At 67.1% G+C, this 25,270-nt stretch carries 24 protein-coding genes; 10 read left to right on the top strand and 14 right to left on the bottom strand.

Annotated elements, in window-relative coordinates; genetic code table 11:
* Nucleotides 1-57: 57 nt before the first annotated feature.
* The 6 genes from pgl to tkt are packed head-to-tail and all read right to left on the bottom strand — an operon-like array spanning nucleotide 58 to nucleotide 8,258.
* Entirely contained in the window at nucleotides 58-855 is a 798-nt protein-coding gene (gene pgl / locus HD599_RS07390) for a 6-phosphogluconolactonase (protein ID WP_184235388.1), read from the bottom strand.
* Nucleotides 852-1,856, bottom strand: coding sequence for a glucose-6-phosphate dehydrogenase assembly protein OpcA (locus tag HD599_RS07385; protein ID WP_184235385.1), 1,005 nt, complete (start codon nucleotides 1,854-1,856; stop codon nucleotides 852-854). Before HD599_RS07385 ends, pgl begins: the two co-directional genes overlap by 4 nt.
* Nucleotides 1,853-3,394, bottom strand: a complete 1,542-nt coding sequence (zwf, locus tag HD599_RS07380) for a glucose-6-phosphate dehydrogenase (RefSeq protein ID WP_184235382.1) — start codon at nucleotides 3,392-3,394, stop codon at nucleotides 1,853-1,855. Before zwf ends, HD599_RS07385 begins: the two co-directional genes overlap by 4 nt.
* A gap of 30 nt (nucleotides 3,395-3,424) precedes the next feature.
* The gene (locus HD599_RS07375) at nucleotides 3,425-5,023 is read right to left on the bottom strand and encodes a glucose-6-phosphate isomerase (RefSeq protein ID WP_184235379.1); all 1,599 of its coding nucleotides are present in this window, start codon (nucleotides 5,021-5,023) and stop codon (nucleotides 3,425-3,427) included.
* Nucleotides 5,020-6,132: a transaldolase gene (gene tal, locus HD599_RS07370; RefSeq protein WP_184235376.1), complete on the bottom strand. Its 1,113-nt coding sequence runs from the start codon at nucleotides 6,130-6,132 to the stop codon at nucleotides 5,020-5,022. The genes HD599_RS07375 and tal overlap by 4 nt, the downstream gene beginning before the upstream one ends.
* A gap of 32 nt (nucleotides 6,133-6,164) precedes the next feature.
* Entirely contained in the window at nucleotides 6,165-8,258 is a 2,094-nt protein-coding gene (tkt, locus tag HD599_RS07365) for a transketolase (RefSeq protein ID WP_184235373.1), read from the bottom strand.
* Nucleotides 8,259-8,600: 342 nt separating this feature from the next.
* Between tkt and HD599_RS07360 the strand changes: the two genes are divergently transcribed.
* Nucleotides 8,601-9,521: a heme o synthase gene (locus tag HD599_RS07360; protein WP_184235369.1), complete on the top strand. Its 921-nt coding sequence runs from the start codon at nucleotides 8,601-8,603 to the stop codon at nucleotides 9,519-9,521.
* Nucleotides 9,522-9,594: 73 nt separating this feature from the next.
* On the opposite strand, the gene HD599_RS07355 is transcribed toward HD599_RS07360, so the two are convergent.
* The gene (locus tag HD599_RS07355; protein WP_343061950.1) at nucleotides 9,595-10,575 is read right to left on the bottom strand and encodes a COX15/CtaA family protein; all 981 of its coding nucleotides are present in this window, start codon (nucleotides 10,573-10,575) and stop codon (nucleotides 9,595-9,597) included.
* A 285-nt stretch (nucleotides 10,576-10,860) separates the two neighbouring features.
* Between HD599_RS07355 and sufB the strand changes: the two genes are divergently transcribed.
* The 7 genes from sufB (at nucleotide 10,861) to HD599_RS18315 (ending at nucleotide 17,783) form a co-directional block, all read left to right on the top strand.
* Nucleotides 10,861-12,279 carry a Fe-S cluster assembly protein SufB gene (gene sufB / locus HD599_RS07350; protein ID WP_184235366.1) on the top strand — a complete coding sequence of 473 codons (1,419 nt, stop codon included), beginning with the start codon at nucleotides 10,861-10,863 and terminating at the stop codon, nucleotides 12,277-12,279.
* Nucleotides 12,280-13,488 (top strand): Fe-S cluster assembly protein SufD, encoded by a 1,209-nt coding sequence (gene sufD, locus HD599_RS07345; RefSeq protein ID WP_184235363.1) that lies wholly within the window; start codon nucleotides 12,280-12,282, stop codon nucleotides 13,486-13,488.
* A complete protein-coding gene (locus HD599_RS07340) occupies nucleotides 13,488-13,829 on the top strand; it encodes a Rieske 2Fe-2S domain-containing protein (RefSeq protein ID WP_184235360.1) in 342 nt (113 codons plus the stop codon). Before sufD ends, HD599_RS07340 begins: the two co-directional genes overlap by 1 nt.
* Nucleotides 13,830-13,854: 25 nt before the next feature.
* Nucleotides 13,855-14,619 (top strand): Fe-S cluster assembly ATPase SufC, encoded by a 765-nt coding sequence (sufC, locus tag HD599_RS07335; RefSeq protein WP_184235357.1) that lies wholly within the window; start codon nucleotides 13,855-13,857, stop codon nucleotides 14,617-14,619.
* A gap of 4 nt (nucleotides 14,620-14,623) precedes the next feature.
* The gene (locus tag HD599_RS07330; RefSeq protein ID WP_184235354.1) at nucleotides 14,624-14,953 is read left to right on the top strand and encodes a metal-sulfur cluster assembly factor; all 330 of its coding nucleotides are present in this window, start codon (nucleotides 14,624-14,626) and stop codon (nucleotides 14,951-14,953) included.
* A 67-nt stretch (nucleotides 14,954-15,020) separates the two neighbouring features.
* Nucleotides 15,021-16,661 (top strand): sensor histidine kinase, encoded by a 1,641-nt coding sequence (locus tag HD599_RS07325; protein WP_184235351.1) that lies wholly within the window; start codon nucleotides 15,021-15,023, stop codon nucleotides 16,659-16,661.
* Between the two features lie 3 nt (nucleotides 16,662-16,664).
* Nucleotides 16,665-17,783 carry a diguanylate cyclase domain-containing protein gene (locus HD599_RS18315; RefSeq protein ID WP_184235348.1) on the top strand — a complete coding sequence of 373 codons (1,119 nt, stop codon included), beginning with the start codon at nucleotides 16,665-16,667 and terminating at the stop codon, nucleotides 17,781-17,783.
* Between the two features lie 7 nt (nucleotides 17,784-17,790).
* Here the strand turns inward: HD599_RS18315 and HD599_RS07315 are convergent, their stop codons facing one another.
* Nucleotides 17,791-18,603, bottom strand: a complete 813-nt coding sequence (locus HD599_RS07315) for a response regulator transcription factor (protein ID WP_184235345.1) — start codon at nucleotides 18,601-18,603, stop codon at nucleotides 17,791-17,793.
* 122 nt (nucleotides 18,604-18,725) lie between these two features.
* On the bottom strand, nucleotides 18,726-19,334 hold the full coding sequence (locus tag HD599_RS07310) for a biotin transporter BioY (RefSeq protein WP_184235342.1): 609 nt from the start codon (nucleotides 19,332-19,334) through the stop codon (nucleotides 18,726-18,728).
* A gap of 140 nt (nucleotides 19,335-19,474) precedes the next feature.
* Between HD599_RS07310 and HD599_RS07305 the strand changes: the two genes are divergently transcribed.
* Nucleotides 19,475-21,073 carry an ATP-binding cassette domain-containing protein gene (locus HD599_RS07305; RefSeq protein ID WP_184235339.1) on the top strand — a complete coding sequence of 533 codons (1,599 nt, stop codon included), beginning with the start codon at nucleotides 19,475-19,477 and terminating at the stop codon, nucleotides 21,071-21,073.
* Between the two features lie 6 nt (nucleotides 21,074-21,079).
* On the opposite strand, the gene HD599_RS07300 is transcribed toward HD599_RS07305, so the two are convergent.
* The 3 genes from HD599_RS07300 to HD599_RS07290 form a co-directional block, all read right to left on the bottom strand.
* Nucleotides 21,080-21,922, bottom strand: coding sequence for an SURF1 family cytochrome oxidase biogenesis protein (locus HD599_RS07300; protein ID WP_184235336.1), 843 nt, complete (start codon nucleotides 21,920-21,922; stop codon nucleotides 21,080-21,082).
* Nucleotides 21,919-22,083, bottom strand: coding sequence for a hypothetical protein (locus tag HD599_RS07295; protein ID WP_425489156.1), 165 nt, complete (start codon nucleotides 22,081-22,083; stop codon nucleotides 21,919-21,921). The genes HD599_RS07300 and HD599_RS07295 overlap by 4 nt, the downstream gene beginning before the upstream one ends.
* Before the next feature lie 65 nt (nucleotides 22,084-22,148).
* Entirely contained in the window at nucleotides 22,149-22,466 is a 318-nt protein-coding gene (locus HD599_RS07290) for a DUF3099 domain-containing protein (RefSeq protein ID WP_184235329.1), read from the bottom strand.
* A 78-nt stretch (nucleotides 22,467-22,544) separates the two neighbouring features.
* Between HD599_RS07290 and fabG the strand changes: the two genes are divergently transcribed.
* Entirely contained in the window at nucleotides 22,545-23,267 is a 723-nt protein-coding gene (gene fabG, locus HD599_RS07285) for a 3-oxoacyl-ACP reductase FabG (protein WP_184235326.1), read from the top strand.
* Nucleotides 23,268-23,301: 34 nt separating this feature from the next.
* On the opposite strand, the gene serB is transcribed toward fabG, so the two are convergent.
* Entirely contained in the window at nucleotides 23,302-23,940 is a 639-nt protein-coding gene (gene serB, locus HD599_RS07280; RefSeq protein ID WP_184235323.1) for a phosphoserine phosphatase SerB, read from the bottom strand.
* A gap of 55 nt (nucleotides 23,941-23,995) precedes the next feature.
* A complete protein-coding gene (locus tag HD599_RS07275; RefSeq protein WP_184235320.1) occupies nucleotides 23,996-25,237 on the bottom strand; it encodes a glucose-1-phosphate adenylyltransferase in 1,242 nt (413 codons plus the stop codon).
* Between the last annotated feature and the right edge of the window lie 33 nt (nucleotides 25,238-25,270).

Here is a 25,270-nt window from a genome sequence, read left to right as displayed (position 1 = left end):
ACATACGCAGAAAGGCCGCTACCCGAAGGTAGCGGCCTTTCTGCGTATGCGCGGGATCTAGTCGGTCGCGTCTGCCGCGGTCCAGAAGATCTCGGTCGCGGTGAGGTTCTCGGGAACCTCGGCCGTGGCTTCACGGTCGACGTAGTAGAGAGTGCTGCGACGTCCTTCGACGCCGGCCGCGGGCACCTCGTTGATGCTCGCACCGGCGAGGCTGAGGCCGAGAGCCGAAGCCTTGTCCGCACCCGCGAGAACCATCCAGATGCGCGTCGACGAGTTGATCACCGGGAGGGTGAGCGACAGCCGCTCGGGCGGGGGCTTCGGAGCGTTGCGCACGGCGATCACCGTCGCCTCGGTCTCGCGGATACCGGGCTGTTCGGGGAACAGCGAGGCGACGTGCCCGTCGGGGCCGACACCCAGGAAGGTGATGTCGAACCGGGGGAGCGTCGCACCCTCGTGGGCGTGCGCGGCGAGTTCCAGAGCGTAGACCTCGGCCGCGGCATCCAGATCGATGCCCTCGTCCGACGCCGGGAACGCGTGGATGGTGCTGCCGTCGAGACCGAGGTGGTCGAGCAGCGCCTCCCGCGCCTGGGTCTCGTTGCGCTCGGCGTCCCCGCGGGGGAGCCAACGCTCGTCGCCCCACCAAAAGTGCACGCGCGACCAGTCGAGCGTGTCGCGTGCCGGCGAGTTGTTGATCTCGGACAGCACCGCGCTGCCCATGGTCCCGCCCGTGAGGACGACGGTTGCTTCACCGAACTCGTCGAGCAGGTCGACCATCTTCGTCATGAATCTCGCGGCTACCGATGCTGCGAGTGCTGCTTTGTCTGGGTGCACGAGCACCCGTCGTCCTACTGTCACGCGGTGGCCACTCCGTTTTCGTCGATCTCTACTGCTGCGATCGTACCCGTGTGCAGGTGCGGTGTGACCTTGCCGAGCTGGCCGAGTCCGCTTTGGATGACGTCGCCGAACAGATCGTCGGGGTCGAGTCGTCGCAGCTCCTCCGAGAGGCAGTCGCGCAGGCTGCGACGCGGCAGCGAGATGTCGTGCGTCGGCTGGTTCGGCTGCACGAGCGTCGCCACGTTCACGAGCGTGCGCTCGAGCTCGATGTTTCCGCCGGCGCGCTCGAGCACGACACCCTGGATTCCGCTGGAGCCGTGGGACTTGTTGGTCACCTCGAGCTTCACGTCGATCTTGAGCTGCAGCTGCAGCCACGCGGCGAGCAGAACCGTCGACGGGGAGTCGGCAGCACCGTGGACGGTGACGCCGGTGACCGGCTCGTACGGCGGCTGGTCGAGGACCGCGGCGAGCTGGGCGCGCCACAGCGTGAGGCGGGTCCAAGCGAAGTCGGTGTCGCCGGGCGCGTACGTCTCGGCGACGTGCACGAGTGCGGCCGCCGGGTTCGAGCTCGACGCGGCATCCGTGATGCGACGCTGGGCGATGACGCCGAGGGGCGACTTCGCGGCGTTCTCGGGGGCCACACCGGGCCACCAGGCGACGACGGGGGCGTCGGGCAGGAGGAGCCCTGTGACGAGTCCCTCCTGATCGCTCGCGGTGTCGCCGTAGGCCTTGACCACGATGACCTCGCTCGCGCCGGCGTCGCCGCCCACGCGGATCTGGGCGTCGATGCGGGCGTCGGAGGCGTCATCCGCGCCCTGGGCGGTCGAGATCACGATGACGCGCATCGGGTGTTCGCGCGATGCGTCGTTGGCGGCCTCGATGGCCTCTTCTTCTTCACCGAGCTTGGTCGAGATGACGAGGGTCAGCACGCGGCCGAGGGCGACAGCGCCGCCCTCCTCGCGGATCTTGACGAGGGTCTTCGAGATCTTGCTGGTGGTTGTGTCGGGAAGGTCGACAATCATGGTCGTCTCCATACTCTGCCGTCGCGGGCTAGAAGGTCGTCGGCGGACTGCGGGCCCCAGGTGCCCGGTCGGTACTGTTCGGGCTGGCCCTGCGTCTCCCAGAATTCCTCGATCGGGTCGAGGATCTTCCACGAGAGTTCGACCTCTTCGTGGCGGGGGAACAGCGGCGGGTCGCCGAGGAGCACGTCGAGGATGAGTCGCTCGTATGCCTCGGGGCTGGCCTCGGTGAAGGCGTGGCCGTAGCCGAAGTCCATGGTCACGTCGCGCACCTGCATGGTGGCGCCGGGAACCTTGGATCCGAAACGGATCGTGACGCCCTCGTCGGGCTGCACGCGGATCACGATGGCGTTCTGGCCGAGGGTGCCGGTCTGGCTCTCCGCGAACAGGTTCTGCGGGGCGCGCTTGAACACGACCGCGATCTCGGTGACGCGGCGGCCGAGGCGCTTGCCGGCACGGAGGTAGAACGGCACACCGGCCCAGCGGCGCGTACCGATGTCGAGGCGGATCGCCGCGAAGGTCTCGGTGAGCGACTCGGGGTTCATGCCGTCTTCGTCGAGGAAGCCGACGACCTTTTCGCCGCCCTGCCAACCGCCGGAGTACTGGCCGCGCGCGGTCGAGGTGCTCAGGTCGGCGGGCAGCTTGACGGCGGCGAGCACCTTCTCCTTCTCGGCGCGCAGGTCTGCGGCGTTGAACGAGATGGGCTCCTCCATCGCCGTGAGGGCGAGGAGCTGCAGGAGGTGGTTCTGGATGACGTCGCGGGCTGCGCCGATGCCGTCGTAGTAGCCGGCACGGCCGCCGACGCCGATGTCCTCGGCCATCGTGATCTGCACGTGGTCGATGTAGTTGGCGTTCCAGATCGGCTCGTACATCTCGTTGGCGAAGCGCAGCGCGAGGATGTTCTGCACCGTCTCCTTACCGAGGTAGTGGTCGATGCGGAAGACGCTGTCGGCCGGGAAGACCGACTCGACGACGTCGTTCAGTTCGCGGGCCGTCTTGAGGTCGCTACCGAACGGCTTCTCGATGACGACGCGGCGCCAGTGGCCCTCCTGCTGCTCCGCGAGCCCCGAGCGGCGGAGCTGCTCGGTCACCTGCGGGAAGGACTTCGGCGGGATCGACAGGTAGAACGCGTGGTTGCCCATCGTTCCGCGGTCGCGGTCCAGCTCGTCGATGGTCTCCTTGAGACGCTCGAACGCGGCGTCGTCGTCGAATTCGCCCTGGACGAAACGGATGCCCAGCGCCAGTTGGCGCCAGACGTCCTCGTCGAAGGGAGTGCGCGCGTACTGCTTGACGGCTTCGTAGACCTCTTTTTCGAAGTCCTGGTCTTCCCAGTCGCGGCGGGCGAAGCCCACGAGCGCGAATCCGGGGGGAAGCAGGCCGCGGTTGGCGAGGTCGTACACGGCCGGCATCAGCTTCTTGCGCGACAGGTCACCCGTCACTCCGAAGATGATGAGGGCGCTCGGGCCGGCGATGCGGTTCAGACGGCGGTCGGAAGGAATCCTGAGCGGATTGAATTCCGGTGTGATATCCACGGGGGACATGCAGCTCCTTGGTGCTTTCTACGTGTGTGGTTAGCTCAGCGCTGCGATGAGCGCGGGAAGCTGCGCTTCCGCGTCGGTGAGCGTGATGGTGAGCACCGGACGGCCGTGCTCGGCGAGAACACTCGCGTCGCCGGCCGCCTGGGCTTGGATGAGTTGGCCGAAGGTGAACGGGCGTTCCGGGATCGCGAGGTCGACATCCGGAATCTCGGTAATCTGGATGAAGACGCCGACCGCCGGGCCGCCCTTGTGGAACTGGCCGGTCGAGTGCAGGAACCGAGGTCCCCAGCCGAAGGTCACGGGGCGCTCGGCGCGGGCGGCAACGAGGTTGCGCGTCTGCTCGAGCTCCGGGTACTTCACACGGTCCAGGTAGGCCTGGATCGAGACGTAACCGTCTGTTCCCAGAGTCGACAAGACGGATGCCACGGCGCCGGCCAGGTCAGAAACCCCGGCCAGCACGGTCTCCGTGCCGCGCACCTCGATGCCGCCGTCGACGAATGCCGGGGCGACGGGCTCGGGGCGGGCGTCGAGGAGGCCACGCGTGGCGATCTTCGCCGACTCGACGTCGGGCTGGTCGAAGGGGTTGATGCCCAGAAGGCGTCCCGCCACGACCACCGCGTACTCCCAGGTGAGCAGGAGCGCGCCCAGGGTGCCGGTGATCTCGATGTCGCCCTCGTTGAGGTGCTCGGTCGCCTTGTAGTCCGCGACGAGGCGGATGATCTGCAGATCTGCGAGGTTCTCGTCGAGTTCGGGGGAGTCGGTGGACAGGACGACGGGCAGGATTCCCTTGCCGTCCTTCCCGGTCGACTCCGCGATCAGCTGCTCGATCCAGTCGCCGAGACCCACGATGTGGGTCCCGTCGGACACGATTCCGAGCTTGTCCTTCAGCGGAACGGCTCCGGCGATCGCGGCGCCCAAGATCAGACCGGCGTTGTCGGCCTCGTCGAGCGCGAGCGAGTACGACATGGCGTCGGCCTCGTCGAGCAAGGCTTGGATGTCGACGCCGGCGAGTCCGGACGGCACGAGTCCGAACGCGGTGAGGGCCGAGTAGCGCCCTCCCACGGTCGGGTCGGCGTTGAACACGCGGTAGCCGTCGGCGCGCGCTGCGACGTCGAGCGGAGAGCCCGGGTCGGTGACGACGACGATGCGCTCGACGGGATCGATCCCCGCGTCGCGGAACGCCTTCTCGTAGACGCGCTTCTGGCTGTCGGTCTCGGTCGTGCCGCCCGACTTCGACGAGATGACCACGGCGGTCGTCTCGAGGCGGTCGTTCAACGCGCTGAGCACCTGGCCGGGGTCGGTGGCGTCGAGCACGGTCAGCTCGACGCCGGCCGTCCTCGTGATGACCTCGGGGGCGAGCGACGAGCCGCCCATGCCCCCGAGCACGAAGTGGGTGACGCCGGCCGCGACCAGCTCCTCGCGGAGAGCGAGGATCTGTGGCACCAGCGGAGCGGAGACCGAGACAGACTCGGTCCACCCGAGGCGCTTGGACGCCTCTTCCTCAGCGTCGGCGCCCCAGATGCTCGCGTCGAGCCCCGTGATGCGGGTGGCGATCAGATCGCTCACCAGCTGGGGCACGATGCGGTCGACAGCCTCTTTGGCTGCGCCGCTCACCGCGATTCTGACGCTCATTTTGCAGCTTCGAGCGCTGCCGTAACGGTGTCGAGCAGTTCGTTCCAGGAGACGATGAACTTCTCCACGCCCTCCTTCTCGAGCAGTGCGGTGACCTCGTCGTAGGAGATGCCCTGGGCGGCGACGGCGTCGAGCACGGCGTTGGCCGCCGCGTACGAGCCGGTAATCGAGTCGCCGGCGATGACGCCGTGGTCGAAGGTCGCTTCGAGCGTCTTCTCGGGCATCGTGTTGACGACCTCGGGTGCGACGAGCTCGACGACGTACGTGGTGTCGAGGACGGCGGGGTCCTTGACGCCGGTCGAGGCCCAGAGGGGGCGCTGCTTGTTGGCGCCGGCCGCGAGGAGGGCCTGCGCACGCTCGGTGGCGAATGCACCCTGGTAGACCTCGTAGGCGAGCTGCGCGTTGGCGACGCCGGCCTTGCCCTTGAGGGCCTTGGCCTCGTCGGTCCCGACAGCGTCGAGACGCTTGTCGATCTCGGTGTCGACGCGCGACACGAAGAACGAGGCGACCGAGTGCAGGGTCGAGATGTCGATGCCGGCGGCCTGTGCCTTCTCGAGACCGGAGAGGTACGCGTTGATGACCTCGCGGTAGCGCTCGAGGCTGAAGATCAGCGTGACGTTGACGCTGATGCCGGCGCCGATCGTCTCGGTGATGGCTTCGAGGCCCTCGATCGTCGCGGGGATCTTGATGAGCGCGTTCGGGCGGTCGACCTTGGCCCAGAGCTGCTTCGCCTGGGCGATTGTCGCTGCGGCGTCGTGCGCGAAGCCGGGCTCGACCTCGATCGACACGCGGCCGTCGAAACCGGCGGTGGTGTCGTAGATCGAGCGGAAGACGTCGCTGGCTGCTGCCACGTCGTCGGTGGTGATCTCGAAGACCGCGTCGGTCACGTTGGTGCCGGCCTTGGCGAGCAGGGCGACCTGCTCGTCGTAGGCCTCGCCCTTGGCGAGTGCACCGGCGAAGATCGTCGGGTTCGTGGTGACGCCGACGACGTTGCGCTCGGCGATCAGCTTCTCGAGTCCGCCGGACGCGATGCGCTCACGGGAGAGGTCGTCGAGCCAGATGCTGACACCGGCGGCCGACAGGTCGGCGGTGGGGGTGGTGTTCGTCATTATTATCTCTTCTTCTCTGTTTGCTGGGCCGCTTAGAGGGCGGCGAGCGAATCCTTGGCGGCCGCGACTGCAGCCTCAGTGGTCATTCCGAACTCGCGGAACAGCGTCTTGTAGTCGGCCGATGCACCGAAGTGCTCGATCGAGACGCTACGGCCGGCATCGCCGACGTACTTGTCCCAGGTCAGGCTGATTCCGGCTTCGATCGACACGCGGGCGGTGACCGAGGCGGGGAGGACCGACTCGCGGTACTCGGCGGTCTGCTCTTCGAACCACTCGAGGCTCGGAGCGGATACGACGCGGGCGTTGATGCCCTCGGCCTTGAGTACCTCACGGGCCTCGACGGCGATCTGCACCTCGGAACCGGTGGCGATGAAGATCACGTCGGGCATGCCGTTCGGCGCCTCGGCGAGAACATAGGCGCCCTGGGCGACGTACTTGGCCGACGCGAAGGTCTCGCCGCTGGCCTCGCCTTCGCCACGTGCGAACACGGGGATGTTCTGGCGGGTCAGCGCGATACCGGCCGGTCCCTCACGACGCTCGAGGATCGTCTTCCAGGCCCACGCGGTCTCGTTCGCGTCGCCGGGGCGCACGATGTCAAGACCGGGGATGGCGCGAAGGGTCGCGAGCTGCTCGATCGGCTGGTGGGTGGGGCCGTCTTCGCCGAGCGCGACGGAGTCGTGCGTCCAGACGTAGATCGCCGGTGCCTTCATCAGCGCGGCGAGACGCACGGCGGGCCGCATGTAGTCGCTGAAGATGAGGAACGTTCCACCGAAGGGGCGGGTGTTGCCGTGCAGGACGATGCCGTTGAGGATGGCGCCCATGGCGTGCTCGCGGATACCGAAGTGGAGCACACGGCCGGTGGCGCTGGCCGACCACTCGTGGGTCGACCACTTCTCGGGCACGAACGATCCGGCGCCGTTGATGGTGGTCAGGTTCGACTCCGCGAGGTCGGCCGAGCCGCCCCACAGTTCGGGGATCACGCCGGCGAGGGCGTTGATGACCTTGCCGGAAGCCGCGCGGGTCGAGACCTCGGTACCGGCCTCGAAGACGGGGAGTGCCGCTTCGACGCCCTCGGGCAGTTCGCCCGTGAGGACGCGGTCGAGGAGGACCTTCTTGTCGGGGTTCGCGGTCGCCCATGCTTCGAGCTGCTCGGTCCACTCGGCGTGCTGCGCCTGGCCACGCTCGATCGCCTTGCGGGTGTGCGCGATGACCTCGGGGTCGACGTCGAACGACAGCTCCGGGTCGAAGCCGAGGACGGCCTTGACGCCGGCGAGCTCTTCGGCGCCGAGTGCGGAGCCGTGGATCTTGCCGGAGTTCTGCTTCTTCGGGCTCGGCCATCCGATGATGGTCTTGAGAATGATGAGCGACGGCTTGTCGGTGACGCCCTTGGCGGCCTCGATCGCGTCGTTCAGCTCGGCGACGTCTTCGACGTATTCGCCGGTCTTCTTCCAGTCGACGACTCGCACGTCCCAGCCGTAGGCGAGGTAGCGCGCGTGCACGTCTTCGGTGAAGGCGATGTTGGTGTCGTCCTCGATCGAGATCTGGTTGGAGTCGTAGATCGCGATGAGGTTGCCGAGCTCCTGGTGGCCGGCGAGGGACGAAGCCTCGCTCGTGACGCCCTCCTGGAGGTCGCCGTCGCCGGCGATCGTGTAGATGAAGTGGTCGAACGGGCTCGTGCCGGGGGCGGCCTCCGGGTCGAACAGGCCACGCTCGTAGCGGGCGGCGTAGGCGAAGCCCACGGCCGAGGCGAGGCCCTGGCCGAGCGGGCCGGTGGTGATCTCGACACCGTCGGTGTGGCCGTACTCGGGGTGGCCGGGGGTGAGCGAGCCCCAGGTGCGGAGCGCCTTGAGGTCGTCGAGCTCGAGGCCGTAGCCGCCGAAGTAGAGCTGGATGTACTGGGTCAGCGAGCTGTGGCCGACCGACAGGATGAAGCGGTCGCGACCGATCCACTCGTTGTCGCTCGGGTCGCGGCGCATGATCTTCTGGAAGAGGAGGTAGGCGGCCGGGGCAAGGCTCATTGCGGTGCCGGGATGACCGTTTCCAACCTTCTCCACGGCGTCCGCCGCCAGAATGCGGGCGGTGTCTACTGCCTTGTTGTCAATGGAATCCCACTGGAAAGCTGCCACGTGTTTGATGACCCTTCATATTGCACAGCAGCGGATCACAGCGATCACTGCGGAGAGGTTTGTTCGCTTGCCGCGTGCTGCTGGTAGCCCATAACAGGCAGACCCAGCACTGTGTCGTCTTCGGCACGGCCGCCGGATCCCATGGGCAACTCAAAACAACTGAGGGTCCGGGGATTTCTTGCCGACGGGTGGCAAGCACATTCAAGTATAGGGAGTGTGGGGGGAGTCGGTGCTTGCCCTTGCGCCGAGAAAATGGGTCGGAGAGGCTACCGCGCAGCAAGTCTCGAGGCCGAGTGCACGTAGAATTGGGAGGACCTGTGCACATTGCGAGTTAGAGGAGTCATGGACGTAGCCGTAGAGAGCCGACCCGCCACCACGAGGATCGGTTTCGCCCGTAAGGCGAAGGCATACGTGGCCCTGACGAAACCGCGCGTGGTCGAACTGCTGCTCGTCACGACCGCTCCGGTCATGATCCTCGCGCAGGGCGGACTGCCCAGCCTCTGGCTCGTCATCGCCACCCTGATCGGCGGATCCCTGAGTGCCGGCTCGGCCAGCGCCTTCAACTGCTACATCGACCGTGACATCGACCGCCTGATGAAGCGCACGCAGAAGCGTCCGCTCGTCACGGGAGAGCTCTCCGACCGCGAAGCCCTCGTCTTCGCCTGGGTCATCGGCGTGGCATCCATCGCCTGGCTCGCCGTGTTCACCAACTGGCTCGCCGCGGCACTCTCGCTCGCCGCGATCCTGGTCTACGTCTTCGTCTACACGCTTTGGCTCAAGCGCCGCACCGAGCAGAACATCGTCTGGGGCGGAATCGCCGGCTGCTTCCCGGTGCTCATCGGCTGGGCTGCCGTCACCGGTTCGCTCACCTGGGCCCCCGTCATCCTGTTTATGGTCATCTTCCTCTGGACGCCGCCGCACTACTGGCCGCTCTCGATGAAGTACCGCGACGACTACGCGGCCGCGAGCGTGCCGATGCTCGCCGTGGTGCGCGGCCGCACGATCGTCGGCCTCCAGGTCATCCTGTACGCGTGGGCAACCGTCGCCTGCTCGCTGCTGCTCATCCCGGTGGCGAACATGGGCGTCGTCTACTCGGTCGTCGCGGTGGCCGCCGGTGCCTGGTTCATCTACGAATCGCACCACCTCTACAGCCAGGCGATCCGCCACGACACCGTGACGCCGATGCGCGTCTTCCACAGCTCGATCAGTTATCTGACGTTGCTGTTTATCGCGGTCGGTGTCGACCCGCTGCTGCCCTTCTAAGACGTATTTCTAAGAAGTACGCAGAACTCTCCGGCCAGGACGCGCCCCGGGCGTGTCCTTCGACACCTGTTGTCTAACGTGCGTCCGTCAGAAGGTCCGAGTCGGATGCCGCGGCGGGCAGCTCCGCCGGAACCCGCAGGGACAGCACCACGGCGGTCATCGCGGCGACCAGCACCCCGGCGAGCACCATGTGGATGCCGACCAGCAGCTCGGGCAGGCCGAGGCGCGCCTGGCTGATGCCCACGGTGATCTGCGCGAGCTCGACGAGGAGCAGCGCGATCGTGAACCGTCGCAGCCGGACGGTGGCACCGGAGACGGTGAACGCGCCGAGCACGAGCAGCACCGTCGCGCCGAGCACGATGTAGGCGGGCCAGGAGTGCAGGTGCTGCAGGAAGTCCGTGTCGAGCCCGTTGCGCGGGGTGTCGGCGTCGCCCGCGTGCGGTCCCGATCCGGTGGTCAGAATTCCGACCACCACGGTGATGGCGACGAACAACGACGTCACGTGGGTGAGGGCGAGGTACCAGGCCGGCATCGGCTTCACCGAGCCACGCGGCCCGTAGTAGACGCGGAAGATGAGCATCGCGGTGAGGGCGACGAGCACGATCGACACGACGAAGTGCAGGCCGACGATGTAGGAGTTGAGTCCGGTGAGCACGGTGATGCCGCCGATGACCGCCTGGAGCGGGATGCTCAGACCCTGCAGCAGGGTGAGCACGAACAGGTCGCGCCGTTCGGCACGGAAACGGATGACAGAGAGGAACGCGAGGATCGCGATGATCACGACGACCCCGGTGAGGGCTCGGTTCGCGAACTCGATCAGGCCGTGGATACCCATCTCGGGCGTGTTGGTCAACGAGCCGGGAACGCACTGCGGCCAGGTCGGGCAGCCGAGCCCGGAACCGGTCAGGCGCACGGCACCGCCGGTGCCGATCAACAGCACCTGAACGGCGAGCGATGCCCACGCGAAGAACTTCACCCGGGCGTCGACCGCCGCGGGGAGAATCGAGCGGAAACGCGACCAGAGCGTCGTGATCGATGACGCGGCGGCATTCACAGCGGTTTCCTCCTGTTATTCGCGAGTTCTCCCTATAAGATTGACAGGTTCGCAGAACGCAGCCCATGCCAGGGGAGTCGATGAAGACGAGGGGTCAACACCCGCTTGTCTCGGTCAAGTCTATGCAGGACGATCGGTGCTCATCGCACCCGTCCGGTCAGTCGATTTGTACCGTGACCATCGCCCACACGACAGTCAACGATCGTTGAGTGTCCCCGGTAATTCGCTGTGTGTCGGAATACCGTAGCGACCACCTTGGTTGCTGCCGGTAGGAAAGAGGTAACTATGACTGACGTGCTGATCGATCGCCCGGAACTCAACAGTCTTGGACAGTACGAGTTCGGCTGGTCCGACTCCGACGCTGCTGGCGCATCCGCCCGCCGCGGCATCAACGAGGAAGTCGTCACCGACATCTCGAATCTGAAGAGCGAACCCGAGTGGATGCTCAAGAACCGGCTCAAGGGCCTCAAACTCTTCGGCATGAAGCCGATGCCGACGTGGGGTGCCGATCTGTCCGGCATCGACTTCGACAACATCAAGTACTTCGTCCGCTCCACCGAGAAGCAGGCGCAGACGTGGGAAGACCTCCCCGACGACATCAAGGACACCTACGAGAAGCTCGGTATTCCCGAGGCCGAACGTAAGCGTCTCGTCTCCGGTGTCGCCGCGCAGTACGAGTCGGAGGTGGTGTACCACACCATCAACGCCGAGCTCGAAGCGCAGGGTGTGCTGTTCCTCGACACCGACACCGCCCTCAAGGAGTACCCGGAGATCTTCCAGGAGTACTTCGGCACCGTCATCCCGGCCGGCGACAACAAGTTCGCCGCTCTGAACACGGCCGTGTGGTCCGGCGGCTCGTTCGTCTACGTCCCCAAGGGCGTGCACGTCGAGATCCCGCTGCAGGCCTACTTCCGTATCAACACGGAGAACATGGGCCAGTTCGAGCGCACGCTGATCATCGCCGACGAGGGTTCGTACGTGCACTACATCGAGGGCTGCACCGCCCCGATCTACAAGAGCGACTCGCTGCACTCCGCCGTGGTCGAGATCATCGTGAAGAAGAACGCGCGCGTCCGCTACACGACGATCCAGAACTGGTCGAACAACGTCTACAACCTCGTCACGAAGCGCGCCATCGCGCACGAGGGCGCAACCATGGAGTGGATCGACGGCAACATCGGTTCCAAGGTCACCATGAAGTACCCGTCCATCTACCTGATGGGCGAGCACGCCAAGGGCGAGACCCTCTCCGTCGCGTTCGCGGGCCCCGGCCAGCACCAGGACGCCGGCGCCAAGATGATCCACATGGCGCCGTACACGACGTCGTCGATCGTCTCGAAGTCGATCGCCCGCGGTGGTGGCCGCGCCGGTTACCGTGGCGAAGTACGGGTGGATGCCGGAGCCCACCACTCCGCGAACACCGTCCGCTGTGACGCACTCCTGGTCGACACCATCTCGCGGTCCGACACCTACCCGGCGATCGACATCCGCGTCGACGACGTACAGCTCGGCCACGAGGCGACCGTCTCCCGCGTGAGCGCGGAACAGCTCTTCTACCTGCAGTCGCGGGGCATGCCCGAAGACGAGGCAATGGCCATGATCGTGCGCGGCTTCATCGAGCCGATCGCACGCGAACTCCCGATGGAGTACGCCCTCGAACTCAACAAGCTCATCGAGATGAGCATGGAAGGATCCGTAGGCTAAATGGCCGTCGTCACACCCGAAACCACAGTCCAGCACGGCGCCACGGCGCACAGCGACGGCGGCTGGGACGCCCCCGAGGGCGCCTTCGTCCCCGTCCAGACCCGCTCGGCCCGCTTCAAGTCGAATGTTCCCACCGAGCACCCCGAGGTGAACGGCCGTGAGGCCGAGTGGAAGCTCACTCCCGTCGACCTGGTGCGCCCGCTCATCGACGGCGAGCTCGACGGCTCGCCGTACGCGTTCCTCGCCACCGAGACGGAGGGCGTCGACGCCGAGTGGATCGACCGCACCCACGCGAGCGTCGGGCTCGCCGGGCAGGCGGAAGAGAAGTCTTCCGCCAACGCGTGGAACTCGTTCGAGAAGGCTCTCGCCATCACCGTGACCGGCGAGGAGCCCTCGGAGATCACCATCTCCCGCTCGCTCCTCGGCACCGCCGCGCGCGGCGCCCACACGGTGATCACGGCGAAGAAGCACAGCCACGGACGCGTCATCCTGCTCAACACCGGCGATGCCCAACTGGTGGAGAACCTCGAGATCGTCGTCGAAGACGGCGCCCATCTCACGGTCGTCTCCGTGCAGGAGTGGGCCGACGACGCGATCCACCTCGCCACCCACTTCGCCACGGTCGGCCGCGACGCGACTTTCCGTCACGTGGTCGTCTCCCTCGGCGGCAAGGTCGTCCGGGTCAACCCGTCCGTCGCACTGTCCGGTGAGGGCGCCGACGGCGAGCTCTTCGGCCTGTACTTCGCCGACGCCGGCCAGCACCTCGAGCAGCGTGTCTACATGCACCACGAGGGTGCGAACACCAAGGGCCGCGTCAACTACAAGGGCGCGCTCCAGGGCACCGGCGCCCACACGGTGTGGGTCGGCGACGTCCTCATCGGTGCGCAGGCCGCGGGCACCGACAGCTACGAGCAGAACCGTAACCTCGTGCTCAGCGAGGGCACGCGTGCCGACTCGATCCCGAACCTCGAGATCGAGACCGGCGACATCCTCGGTGCCGGGCACGCGAGTGCCACCGGCCGCTTCGACGACGAGCAGCTCTTCTACCTGCAGGCCCGCGGAATCACCGAGCACGAGGCTCGTCGCCTCGTCGTGCTCGGCTTCCTCACGGAGATCATCCAGAAGATCGGCAAGCCCGAACTCGAGCAGCGCCTCCAGATCTCGATCGACGAGGAGCTCGGCCGGTCGGCGAACGGGGGAGCGCAGTAGTGTCTCCCGCAACAAAGGTCTGCTCGAGATCGGAGCTGTCGCCGAGTGCCGCGCTGCGCGTGGTCGTCGACGGCAAGCCGATCGCGGTCGTGATGGACTCCGCCGGCGACGTGCACGCCCTCGGCGATACCTGCACCCACGGCGACATCTCGCTCGCGGAGGGTTTCGTCGAAGACGACACCCTCGAGTGCTGGGCCCACGGCTCCAAGTTCGAGCTGACGACCGGCAAGCCCCTCACACTCCCGGCCTACGAGCCGGTACCCGTCTACACGGTCACGATCGTCGACGACGAGGTATTCATCGACCCCACCCCTATCGACCGCGACTCGCTCGCCGTCTGAACCCACACGCTTTAGGAACAACACCATGTCAGTACTGGAAGTAAAAGACCTCCGCGTCAGCGTCGAGACCGAGCAGGGCACCAAGGAGATCCTCAAGGGCGTCGACCTGTCGATCGCCGAGGGCGAGATCCACGCCATCATGGGACCCAACGGTTCCGGCAAGTCCACTCTGGCGTACACGATCGCCGGCCACCCGAAGTACCACGTCGAGGGTGGCTCCGTCACGCTCGACGGCGTCGAGGTGCTCACCATGAGTGTCGACGAGCGTGCCCGCGCCGGCCTCTTCCTCGCGATGCAGTACCCGGTCGAAATCCCCGGCGTCACCGTCTCGAACTTCCTGCGCACCGCGAAGACCGCCATCGCCGGCGAGGCCCCGGCGCTCCGCCCGTGGCTCAAGGAGGTCAAGGAAGCCATGACCGACCTGCGCATGGACAAAGCATTCTCCGAGCGCAACGTCAACGAGGGCTTCTCCGGCGGCGAGAAGAAGCGCCACGAGATCCTCCAGCTCGAGCTGCTCAAGCCGAAGTTCGCCATCCTCGACGAGACCGACTCCGGCCTCGACGTCGACGCGCTCAAGATCGTGTCGGAGGGCGTCAACCGGGCCAAGGACAACACCGGGCTGGGCCTCCTGCTCATCACGCACTACACGCGCATCCTGCGCTACATCAAGCCCGACTTCGTGCACGTCTTCGTCGACGGCCGCGTCGCCGAAGAAGGCGGGCCCGAGCTCGCCGACCGCCTCGAAGACGAGGGCTACGATCGCTATGTCTCGACGACCGGCGTAGCGTAGAGCCATGGCCACCGCACTCGCACCCGCACTCTTCGACCAGGTCGAAGAGGCGCTGAAAGACGTGATGGACCCCGAGCTCGGGGTCAACATCGTCGACCTCGGTCTGATCTACGACCTCACCTGGGACGACGAGAACACCGCACTCATCATCAGCATGACGCTCACGAGCGCCGGCTGCCCGCTCACCGACGTGCTCGAGGAACAGACGGCACAGGCACTCGACGGGGTCGTGGACGCGTTCCGCATCAACTGGGTGTGGATGCCGCCGTGGGGCCCCGAAAAGATCACCGACGACGGCCGCGACATGATGCGCGCTCTCGGCTTTGCGATGTAGTCAGACCCGGGCGGCGGCGGCAGCTTCGTGCAGCCCGTTCCGTAGCCCGACACAGTAGCGCCGTTCGATGGCTCCACCACAATCGGCGACGGTCGTCGCACCTCCCGGGCGACTGGGACGCTACATCCTGAACAGCCAGCTGCTGATCTCGGCGGCATTGCTCGCGTTCGCGGCCGTGGTATTCGCCGTGCAACCGACAGCCTTCGAGGAACCGCTCTTCTTCGGCGCCATCCTGCTCGTCTTCGTCCTCACCGGCGTGGCACTTCTCGTGCACTGGACGCCGGAGCGCAAGAAATGGGCCGCGCTGCTGCCCGTTCTCGACATCGTCGCGATCGTCGGCGTGCGCGAAGCCGAGCCACAGCTGGGCTCCGTGCTCTTCCTGGTGCTGCCGGTGATCTGGCTCGCCCGCAACTACAAGCTGGCGGGCGCCGTCGGCGGCGTCGTGCTCTCGGTCGGTCTGCTCTGGACGCTGCGTGTCGTCAGCGGCGAACCGCTGAGCAGCGCCGACTTCGGTACGCAGGTGCTGTTGCCGATGACCCTCGTCTTCATCTCGACGACGACCTACGCCACGAGCCGACGCAGCACGAGCCAACGAGTCCTCCTGCGGCAGCAGTCCGCGCTCGTCGAATCGGCGCTCGTCCGCGCGCGCAACCAGGAGCGAGTGCTCGACGAGATTATCAACGCCGTCGAGTTCGGCGTGATCGCTTTCGACCGCAACGGCGCGCCCACCCTGATGAACGACGCGCACCGCCGGTCGCTCCGCGAGTTCGGGGCCCCACAGTCCGCCCTCGTCCACCCGGTCATCTACCACGCCGACCGCACGACCCCCTTCACCGAGGTCGAACGTCCCTACCACCGTGCCCTCGCCGGCGAAGAGTTCGAGAACGTCGTCTACTGGGTCGGCGCACCGGGCGAGGCCCGCGGCGCCTACTCCGCGACCGCGCGCCAGATCACCAACCTGGCCGGGGAAGCCGACGGCGGGGTCGTCGTCGTCCGCGACACCACGCTCGAACTCGAGGCGATCAGCGCCCGCGAGAACCTCGGCGCGTCGGTCAGCCACGAGCTGCGCACCCCGCTCACGTCCATCATCGGATTCCTCGAACTCGCCGTGGACGCCCCCGAACTCGAAGACGACACCAAGCGGATGATCGAGATCGCCGCGCGCAACTCCGAGCGGATGCTCGCCCTCGTCACCGATCTGCTGCAAGCGGCCGGAGACAAGGACGGCACCCTGACGATCTCTCCGGAGCGGTGCGACGTCGCCGCCATCGCGCGGGTTGCGATCGAATCCGTGAACCTGGCCGCCCGTAAGCGCGACATCACGATCGAGGTCGACATCCCCGGGCCCGCGGTCACCGAAGCCGACCCGGTCCGTGTCGGCCAGGTCATCGACAACCTGCTGACGAACGCGGTGAAGTACAACCGATCGGGCGGGGCGATCTCGGTCGACGTGCGGCCGGTCGACGACACGGTCGTCGTCGCCGTGACCGACACCGGGGTGGGTGTCTCGCTCGACGACCAGGCCCACCTGTTCGACCCGTTCTTCCGCGCCGGCACCGCGCGCGACTCGTCCGTCGTCGGCACGGGCCTCGGTCTCGGCATCAGCCGCGACATCGCCCGCCGTCACGGCGGCAGCCTCTCCGTCACCAGCGAGGTGGGCGTCGGAAGCACGTTCACCTTCGTCCTCCCCGTGAAACAGAAAGACTGACCCGTGCAGCTCGATCTCCTCACCCTGCTCTACGCGAGCGGCCTCATCGTCGTCAGCTCCGGCACCTCGTTCATCATCAGCACGCTGGTGCACCGCGCCGACCTGGTCGCGCGGCTCTGGTCGCTCGGCTTCGTCGCCGGAATGCTCGCCACCATCGCCTACGCGATCTGGGCCGCGAGCCCCGGCGCGTGGTGGGTCATCGGAATCGGCAACGCGGCTCTGGTCTTCGCCCTCGGCGCCATGTGGAGCGGGTGCCGCGCGTTCAACGAGCGGCCACCCCGGCTCTGGGTCGTGGCGCTGGTGTCGGCGCTGGTCTTCGCCTCCGCCTTCGTCCGCGGTAGCGAGGGCGGTGCGTGGGCCGGCGCGGCCGAGATGTTCATCGCGATCGCCGTCTTCGCGGGGCTGGCGAGTTCGGAGACCCTTCGCGCTCGGCTTCGGGTCCTGGTCAACGGGCGCATCCTCGCCGTCGTATTCGCGGGGGTCTCCCTGTTCTACCTGGTGCGCTGCGGCGTCATCCTGATTCTCGGCCAGCACAGCGACGTCTTCACCGTCTACTTCGGCACCCCCAACACCACTCTGGTCAACATCGTCTTCATCACCCTCGCGTCGATCGCGATGTCCGTGCTCCAGGCCACCCGGGGTGGCGACCGCACGCTCACCGCGGGACCGGAGGTCGACCCCGCTCTCGGTTTCACCACGCGCGCGCAGTTCGAGGGCCAGGCCGTACAGTGGCTGCGCCGTGCCGAGCGGCGCCACGAGTCCCTCGCGCTCGTGGTGCTCGAGGTGGACAACCTGGAACACGTCAACATCGCTCTCGGGAGCGACTACGGCGACCGCACCGTCGACGCCGTGGGCATGGTCGCGCGCGACCACGTACCGACCACGAGTCTCATCGGCCGCATCTCCTCGCGGCGCTTCGCTATCCTGACGCCGACGCCGCCGGTGGGGGAGCCCCGCCAACTCGGCGAACGGGTCCTGACCGCACTCGCCGAAGCGCCGATCGACCCGAACGTGGGCGCGCGCCCGGTCGCCGTCTTCGGGGTCGTCACCACCGACGGCGCCGGCTACGAGTACGACGAACTCCGCTCGATCGCCGAGCGCCGGGCGACCACCCGCAGCTGACCGGCGGTTACGGCGCTTCGGGCGCGGTGAGGCGGTAGCCGACACCGCGCACGGTCTCGATCCACCGCGGCGCGGCCACGTTGTCGGCGAGCTTCTTGCGCAGGTTGCCCATGTGCACCTCGATCGCCCGCTTGTCGGCTTCGCTGACCACGGCGCTCACGGTGGGGCTCGCACCTCGCAGGATCAGCGCGAGATCGGGCTTCGTTCGTACCCGGCGCTGCGATTGCAGCAGCGCCGCGAGCAGGTCGAATTCGCTGCGCGTGAGGTCGACCTCGAGGCCCGAGACGGTGACGACACGGATCTCCGCGTTCAGGCGCAGCCCGTTGTGCGTGACCCACCCGGGCTCGTCCTCGACGGGGGGACGCGAGGCCATGACGGGTGCGGCAGGCAGCGTGGGCTGCGGCCCCGTCGCGTCGATGAGATTGCCGGAGCTGTCGATCCCGCGCGGCCGCCGCAGCATCGCCTCGATGCGTGCGCGTAGTACCCGGGGGCGGAAGGGTTTGACCAAATAGTCGTCGGCGCCCGCCTCGAGGCCCTGGAGCGTGTCGATCTCGTCCTCGAGGGCGGTGAGCATCACGATGTAGGTGGGGCTGAACGCCCGCACACGCTTGGCGGTTTCGAAACCGTCCATGCCCGGCATGTTCACGTCGAGCGTCGTGATCAGCGGGTCGTACTCCTTGACCGCCGCGATACCGTCGAGGCCGTTGCTCGTCGGAATGGCCTGGAAGCCGGCCTGGGTGAGCACCTCCACGAGCAGCTGACGGATGTCGGCGTCATCGTCGATGACCACCGCAAACCGTGGCGACGTGTGGCTTTCCATGAGGCGATCGTATCAATTGCCTGACGAATCACTCACTTTTTGGCGACCGTTTCGCCGCGTCATCCGGCCGGCGAAAAAAGGCCCCCGTCGACGTGACGGGGGCCTTCGGACGAGCGTCGGACCTAGCGGGTCTCGTTCGCCGCGCGGCGGTCGGAGCGGTGGATACCGAGCCAGACGACGCGCATGACGGCGGCCGCGAAGACGGCCTTGACGATTCCGCCGATGAGGAACGGGTACAGGCCGGCCTGCAGCGTCTGCTCGAGGTTCAGGCCGAGGGCGACGGAGAGCCAGGGGAGTCCGACCACGAAGGTCACGACCGTGCCGGCGATGAACGCGGCGATGCCGCCGACGATTTTGTGCTCCCACTGGCGCTGTGAGAGGTAGCCGGTGAGGGCCGCGGCGAAGATGAAGCCGACGATGTAGCCGCCGGTCGGGCCGAGGACGATCTCGATGCCCTGCGAGCCCTCGCTGTAGACGGGGAGGAACAGGCCGAGCACCGCGTACAGCGCCATTGCGAGTGCGCCGCGGGTGGCGCCGAGAGCGGCGCCGACGATGAGCACGGCCGCCGTCTGGCCCGTGATCGGTACCGGGTAGAGCGGGACGACGACCTGGGCGGCGATCGCGGTGAGACCGGCGCCGGCGGTGATGAGCACGGCGTCGGTGACGAGGCTGCGGCTGAACAGGCGGTCGGCCAGGGTCGGGCGGCCGGTGGCCAGGGTCAGTGTCGTCATGAACGCTCCTAGGGAATGTGCGGCAGTCGAAAAGCAGGCGGTGCGGGGGCAGAAAGCTTTTGTCTCCGCACAAGTAGACTATCTGTCTCACCCCCTTCTTCTGCGTTGTAGCAACGCGCCTAAACAATTGGACTTTGCCTGTGCTTTCCGTTCACGATCTCGAACTACGCGTGGGCGCCAGAGTGCTCATGGATGAGGTCAACTTCCGCGTTGACAAGGGCGACAAGATCGGTCTGGTCGGGCGTAACGGTGCGGGCAAAACGACACTCACCAAGACCCTCGCCGGCGAACTGCAGCCGGCCGGCGGCCGTATCGAGCGCTCGGGCGAGATCGGCTACCTCCCGCAGGACCCGCGTTCGGGCAATCCCGAGGACCTCGCGCGCACGCGCATCCTCGACGCCCGCGGTCTGGGAACGCTGCTCATCGGCATGAACAAGACCATGACAGACATGGCGAGCCCGGATGCCGCGATCAGCGCGGCCGCGATGAAGAAGTACGGCAACCTCGAAGAGCGTTTCACGGCCCTCGGCGGATACGCCGCCGAGGCCGAGGCCGCCTCCATCGCCAGCAACCTCAGCCTGCCCGACCGGATCCTCGACCAGCCGCTCTCCACCCTCTCCGGCGGACAGCGCCGCCGTATCGAGCTCGCGCGCATCCTCTTCTCGGGTGCCGACACGATGCTGCTCGACGAACCGACGAACCACCTCGACGCGGACTCGGTCGTCTGGCTCCGCGACTACCTGAAGAGCTTCCAGGGCGGTCTGATCGTGATCACCCACGATATTGCTCTCGTGGAAGAGACCGTCAACAAGGTGTTCTACCTCGACGGCAACCGCCAGGTCATCGACGTCTACAACATGGGCTGGAAGAACTACCTGCGCCAGCGTGCCTCCGACGAGGAGCGCCGCAAGAAGGAGCGCGCCAACGCCGAGAAGAAGGCGTCCGTGTTGCAGACCCAGGCCGCGAAGTTCGGCGCCAAGGCGTCGAAGGCCGCCGCCGCGCACCAGATGGTCGCCCGCGCCGAGAAGCTGCTCGCCGGCCTCGACGAGGTGCGCTCGGTGGAACGCGTCGCCAAGCTGCGCTTCCCCGAGCCCGCTCCTTGCGGCCGCACGCCGCTGATGGCGTCGAACCTCAGCAAGAGCTACGGCTCGCTCGAGATCTTCGCCTCCGTCGATCTCGCGATCGACCGCGGCTCGAAGGTCGTCATCCTCGGTCTCAACGGTGCCGGAAAGACCACGCTGCTGCGCATGCTCGCCGGCGTGGACAAGCCCGACACGGGCCAGATCGAACCGGGCCACGGGCTCCGTGTGGGCTACTACGCGCAGGAGCACGAGACGATCGACGTCAAGCGCACCGTGCTGCAGAACATGGTCTCCTCGTCGCCGAGCATCACGGAGATGGAAGCGCGCCGCGTCCTCGGCTCGTTCCTGTTCACCGGCGACGACGGCCACAAGCTGGCCGGCGTGCTCTCCGGCGGAGAGAAGACCCGTCTCGCCCTCGCGATGATCGTGGTCTCCGGCGCCAACGTGCTGCTGCTCGACGAACCGACCAACAACCTCGACCCGGCCAGCCGCTTCGAGATCCTCGACGCGCTCGCGAACTACTCGGGCGCCGTCGTCCTGGTCAGCCACGACGAGGGCGCCGTCGAGGCGCTCAACCCCGAGCGCGTGCTCATCCTGCCGGACGGCGTGGAAGACCACTGGAACGCCGACTACCTCGACCTGATCACGCTCGCTTAACGGGCCTTAGCGCCCTGCGTCGATCAGCGCGTCCTCGACCTCGGCGTCGGTTCGCGTGCGCGCCGCGTCTTTGACCCGGCGTGCCTCGGCGCGCTCCATCTCGTCGGGGTCGTCCTCGTTGACCAGGCGGTACTCCTGTCGAAGCGCGTAGCCGAGCCCGAGGAAGCCGAAGATGGCGAACACGAACCACTGGAACGCGTACGACAGGTGCGGTCCCTCGTCGCGTGCGGGCTTTGCCGCGGCGACCGGACGCTCGGCCGGAGCCGGGTCCTCGGTCACCATCAGTCCGTACGCACCGGTGTAGGTGGGCTCGTCGAGAGCCTTCTGGATGTCGTCGAGCTGGATGGTGGCGATCTGTCCCTCGGGCGCCGAGCGGCCACGCAGGGTCGGCTCGCCGGGCTTCAGGCGAGCCTCGACGGTCACAAGACCGGTCGGCGCCGCGGGAACCTCGTCGGGGGAGTCCTGGTCGCGACCGGTCGGCAGCCAACCGCGGTCGACGATGAAGATGTCGCCGTTCTCGAGACGCAGGGGGGTGAGAACCTCGAAGCCGGGACCGCCGTTGTACGGGCGGTTGCGCACGAGCAGCTCCTCGTCGCTGAGGTACGTGCCGGTGACGGTGACCGGTGTCCACTTCTGGTCGATCTCGAAGGCGTCGAGCGAGTCGAGCACGCCGGTCAGCGGCACCGCTTCGGCCGAGTAGTTGGTGTCGATGCGGTCGAGCTCGGCCAGGGCGGTATCGCGCCGGGCGAGCTGCCAGAAGCCGAGGCAGACGCAGACGATCGCGAAGACCACGGCGAGGGCGAGATAGCGGCCCCAGCGCCAGGTGAGCGCGAATCTCCAGTTGTTCATGCCTTCTCTCCCACGGATCCGACGCTGACGCCCAGCGGGGTGACGACCACGGGGAAGCCCCGGGTGTCGAGGTAGTCGCGTAGGTATTCGCCGTGTTCGTCGCAGGCGAGCCAGACCTTGACGCGGTCCACCGTGTGGATGCGCGGGTTGCGCCAGTTCACGTTGAACGTCGCGTCCTCCCGGCAACCCGCCCGTGAGCAGCGCAGTTCGGTGGTCGAGCCGCCGATCACTCGTCGTTCCCGGAACTCTGCGCCGCGTCATCCCGACGCGTGGTCGACTGCGGAGGACGCACCGGCACGATGGCTCCGGGACGCACGACGTCGGCCGGCGTGCCGCCGCTCACGTTGTTGGCGAGCACGACCGCGAAGTAGGGGAGCAGCACCGCGCCGAGGGCCACCACGAGCAGCCACCAGCCGTGCACCACGAAGAGGAGGAACACGCAGACCACACGCACCGACATCGCGATCGTGTAGGTGAGCATGCGCTTGTGCCGGTCGTCGGCGGGGGACGGCGGAAGCGTCGTGATTGACTGCGTGGTCTTCATTGCCTGAGCTCTCGGGGGATCGAACGACCCTTATCGTTCAATCTTAAGTCCTTTCCTGCTGACAGTAGGCTGGTGCGCATGACTTTTGCACCCCCCACGCCCCGCACCGTCCTCGTCACGGGAGGCAACCGCGGCATCGGCCTCGCCATCGCGGAAGAGTTCCTCGCCCTCGGCCACCGCGTCGCGGTCACGGCCCGCTCGGGCCAGGGTCCCGAGGGATCCCTCACCGTCACGGCCGACGTGACCGATGCAGCCAGCTTGGATGCCGCATTCAGCGAGGTCGAGGCGGCCTACGGCCCGGTCGAGGTGGTCGTCGCTAACGCGGGTATCACCCGCGACCTCCTGCTCGTGCGCATGACCGAGGAAGACTTCACCGACGTCATCGACACCAACCTCACCGGCGCCTTCCGCGTGGTGAAGCGCGCCTCGAAGGGAATGATGAAGGCCCGCTTCGGGCGCATCATCCTCGTGTCGAGCGTCGTCGGGCTGCTCGGCTCGTCGGGACAGATCAACTACTCGGCGTCGAAGAGCGGCCTCATCGGTCTCGCCCGCTCGGTGACGCGCGAGCTCGGTTCGCGGGGCATTACCGCGAACGTCGTGGCGCCCGGCTTCATCGAGTCGGACATGACCTCGGTGCTGCCCGAGGAGACGCAGGCCGCCTACAAGAAGTCGATCCCCGCGGGACGCTTCTCCACCCCGTCCGAGGTCGCCAAGGTGATCACCTGGCTCGCGAGCGACGACGCCGCGTACATCTCGGGTGCGGTCATCCCCGTCGACGGCGGTCTCGGGATGGGTCACTAGCGCGAGAAGGTGGGTCGAGCCTGTCGAAAGCGCTCTAGCCCCGCAATCCCAACAGGGGCAGGATCTGGCTGAGGTCGCGCGCGTCGATGAGCACGTGTGCCTCGTCGCGCACCGGCGCTTTGGCGTCGAACCCGACGGAGAGGCCGGTGATGGCCATCATCTCGAGGTCGTTCGCACCGTCGCCGACCGCGACGGTCTGGCTCAGCGGGATGCCGAACTCGCCGGCCCACTCCCGCAGGGTGTCGGCCTTGGCCTTCGCGTCGATGATCGGGCCGACGAGGCCGCCGGTCAGGTAGCCCTCGGCGACCTCGAGCCGGTTGGCCCGCCAGTGGTCGAGACCGAGCGCTTCCGCGATGGGGTCGAGCACCTCGTGGAAGCCGCCCGACACGACGGCGACGCGGCCGCCGTTCAGCTGCACGGCCGCCACCATCTCGGGCACGCCGGCCGTGATGGTGATCTTCGCCGCGGCATCCGTGAACACGCTCACGGGAAGGCCGCGCAGGGTCGCGACGCGCGAGCGCAGGCTCTGCTCGAAGTCGAGCTCGCCGTTCATCGCCTGGAAGGTGATGGCCGCGACCTCGTCGAGGGTGCCGGCTTCCTCGGCGAGCAGCTCGATCACCTCGTTCTCGATGAGGGTGGAGTCGACGTCGAGAACTACGAGAAACCGGGCCATGGCGCGTTGGGGCCTTTCAAAAACGGACGTGGCCGCGGGGCCGAGCCGTGAGGAACTAGGGGGAGACGCGGACGCCCTTGCCGACGATCGTGATTCCGGAGTCGGTGACCGTGAGGCCCCGCGCTCGATCGGAATCGGCATCGACACCCACGTGGGCGCCGGCTTCGATGACCACGTCCTTGTCCAGAATAGCCCGACGCACGACGGAGTTCGGTTCGATGCGGGCGCGCTCGAAGACGATGGAGTCGACGACCATGGCGCCGGACTCCACCGTCGTCCACGGTCCGAGCACGCTGCGTTCGATGTGGGCGCCGGAGAGCAGCGACCCGAGCGAGACGATCGAGTCGATCGTGGTGCCGAGGTAGCCGCGCGCGTCGCGCACGAACTTGGCGGGCGGCGAGTTGAGCTGCTGGCTGAAGATCGGCCACTCGCGGTTGTACAGGTTGAAGATCGGGAGCGCCGAGATCAGGTCCTGGTGCGCCTCGAAGAACGAGTCGATGCTGCCGACGTCACGCCAGTAGTACTTGTCGCGGTCGGTCGACCCGGGCACGTCGTTCTGGTTGAGGTCGTAGACGCTCGCGGCGCCGCGCGACACGAAGTCGGGCACGATGTCGCCGCCCATGTCGTGGTTGGAGTCGCTGCGTTCGCCGTCGCGCAGCACCGCGTCGATGAGGATGTCGGCGTCGAAGATGTAATTGCCCATCGAGGCGAGCACCTCGCCGGGGGAGTCGGCGAGACCCTCGGCGTCCTGCGGCTTCTCGAGGAACGCCGCGATCTTGGTGGGGTCGTCCTTGTCGAGTTCGATGACCCCGAACTGGTCGGCGAGTGCGATCGGCTGGCGGATGGCGGCGACCGTGAGACCGCGGCCGGAGTTGATGTGCGCCTCGATCATCTGGCTGAAGTCCATGCGGTACACGTGGTCGGCACCGACGACCACGACGATGTCGGGCTTCTCGTCGCGCAGCAGGTTGAGGCTCTGCAGGATCGCGTCGGCCGAGCCGCTGAACCAGCGCTTGCCGAGCCGCTGCTGGGCGGGCACCGACGCGACGTACGCGTCGAGCAGGCCGGAGAGACGCCAGGTCTGCGAGATGTGACGGTCGAGGCTGTGTGACTTGTACTGGGTCAGCACGACGATCTTGGTGAGTCCGGAGTTGATCAGGTTGCTCAGCGCGAAGTCGATCAGCCGGTAGCCGCCTCCGAAGGGGACCGCGGGCTTAGCCCGGTCTGCGGTGAGCGGCATCAGCCGCTTTCCTTCTCCACCTGCGAGCACAATTCCAAAGATCTTCTTCGACGCCATTGCTACAGAGTATGCGAGTGAGCGTAGCTGTAC

It is taken from the genome of Conyzicola lurida, assembly GCF_014204935.1.
In the GTDB taxonomy this organism is placed as follows: Bacteria; Actinomycetota; Actinomycetes; order Actinomycetales; family Microbacteriaceae; genus Conyzicola; species Conyzicola lurida.
The sequence above is the reverse complement of the archived record's forward strand: the minus strand, read 5'-3'. Positions and strand labels throughout refer to the sequence as shown.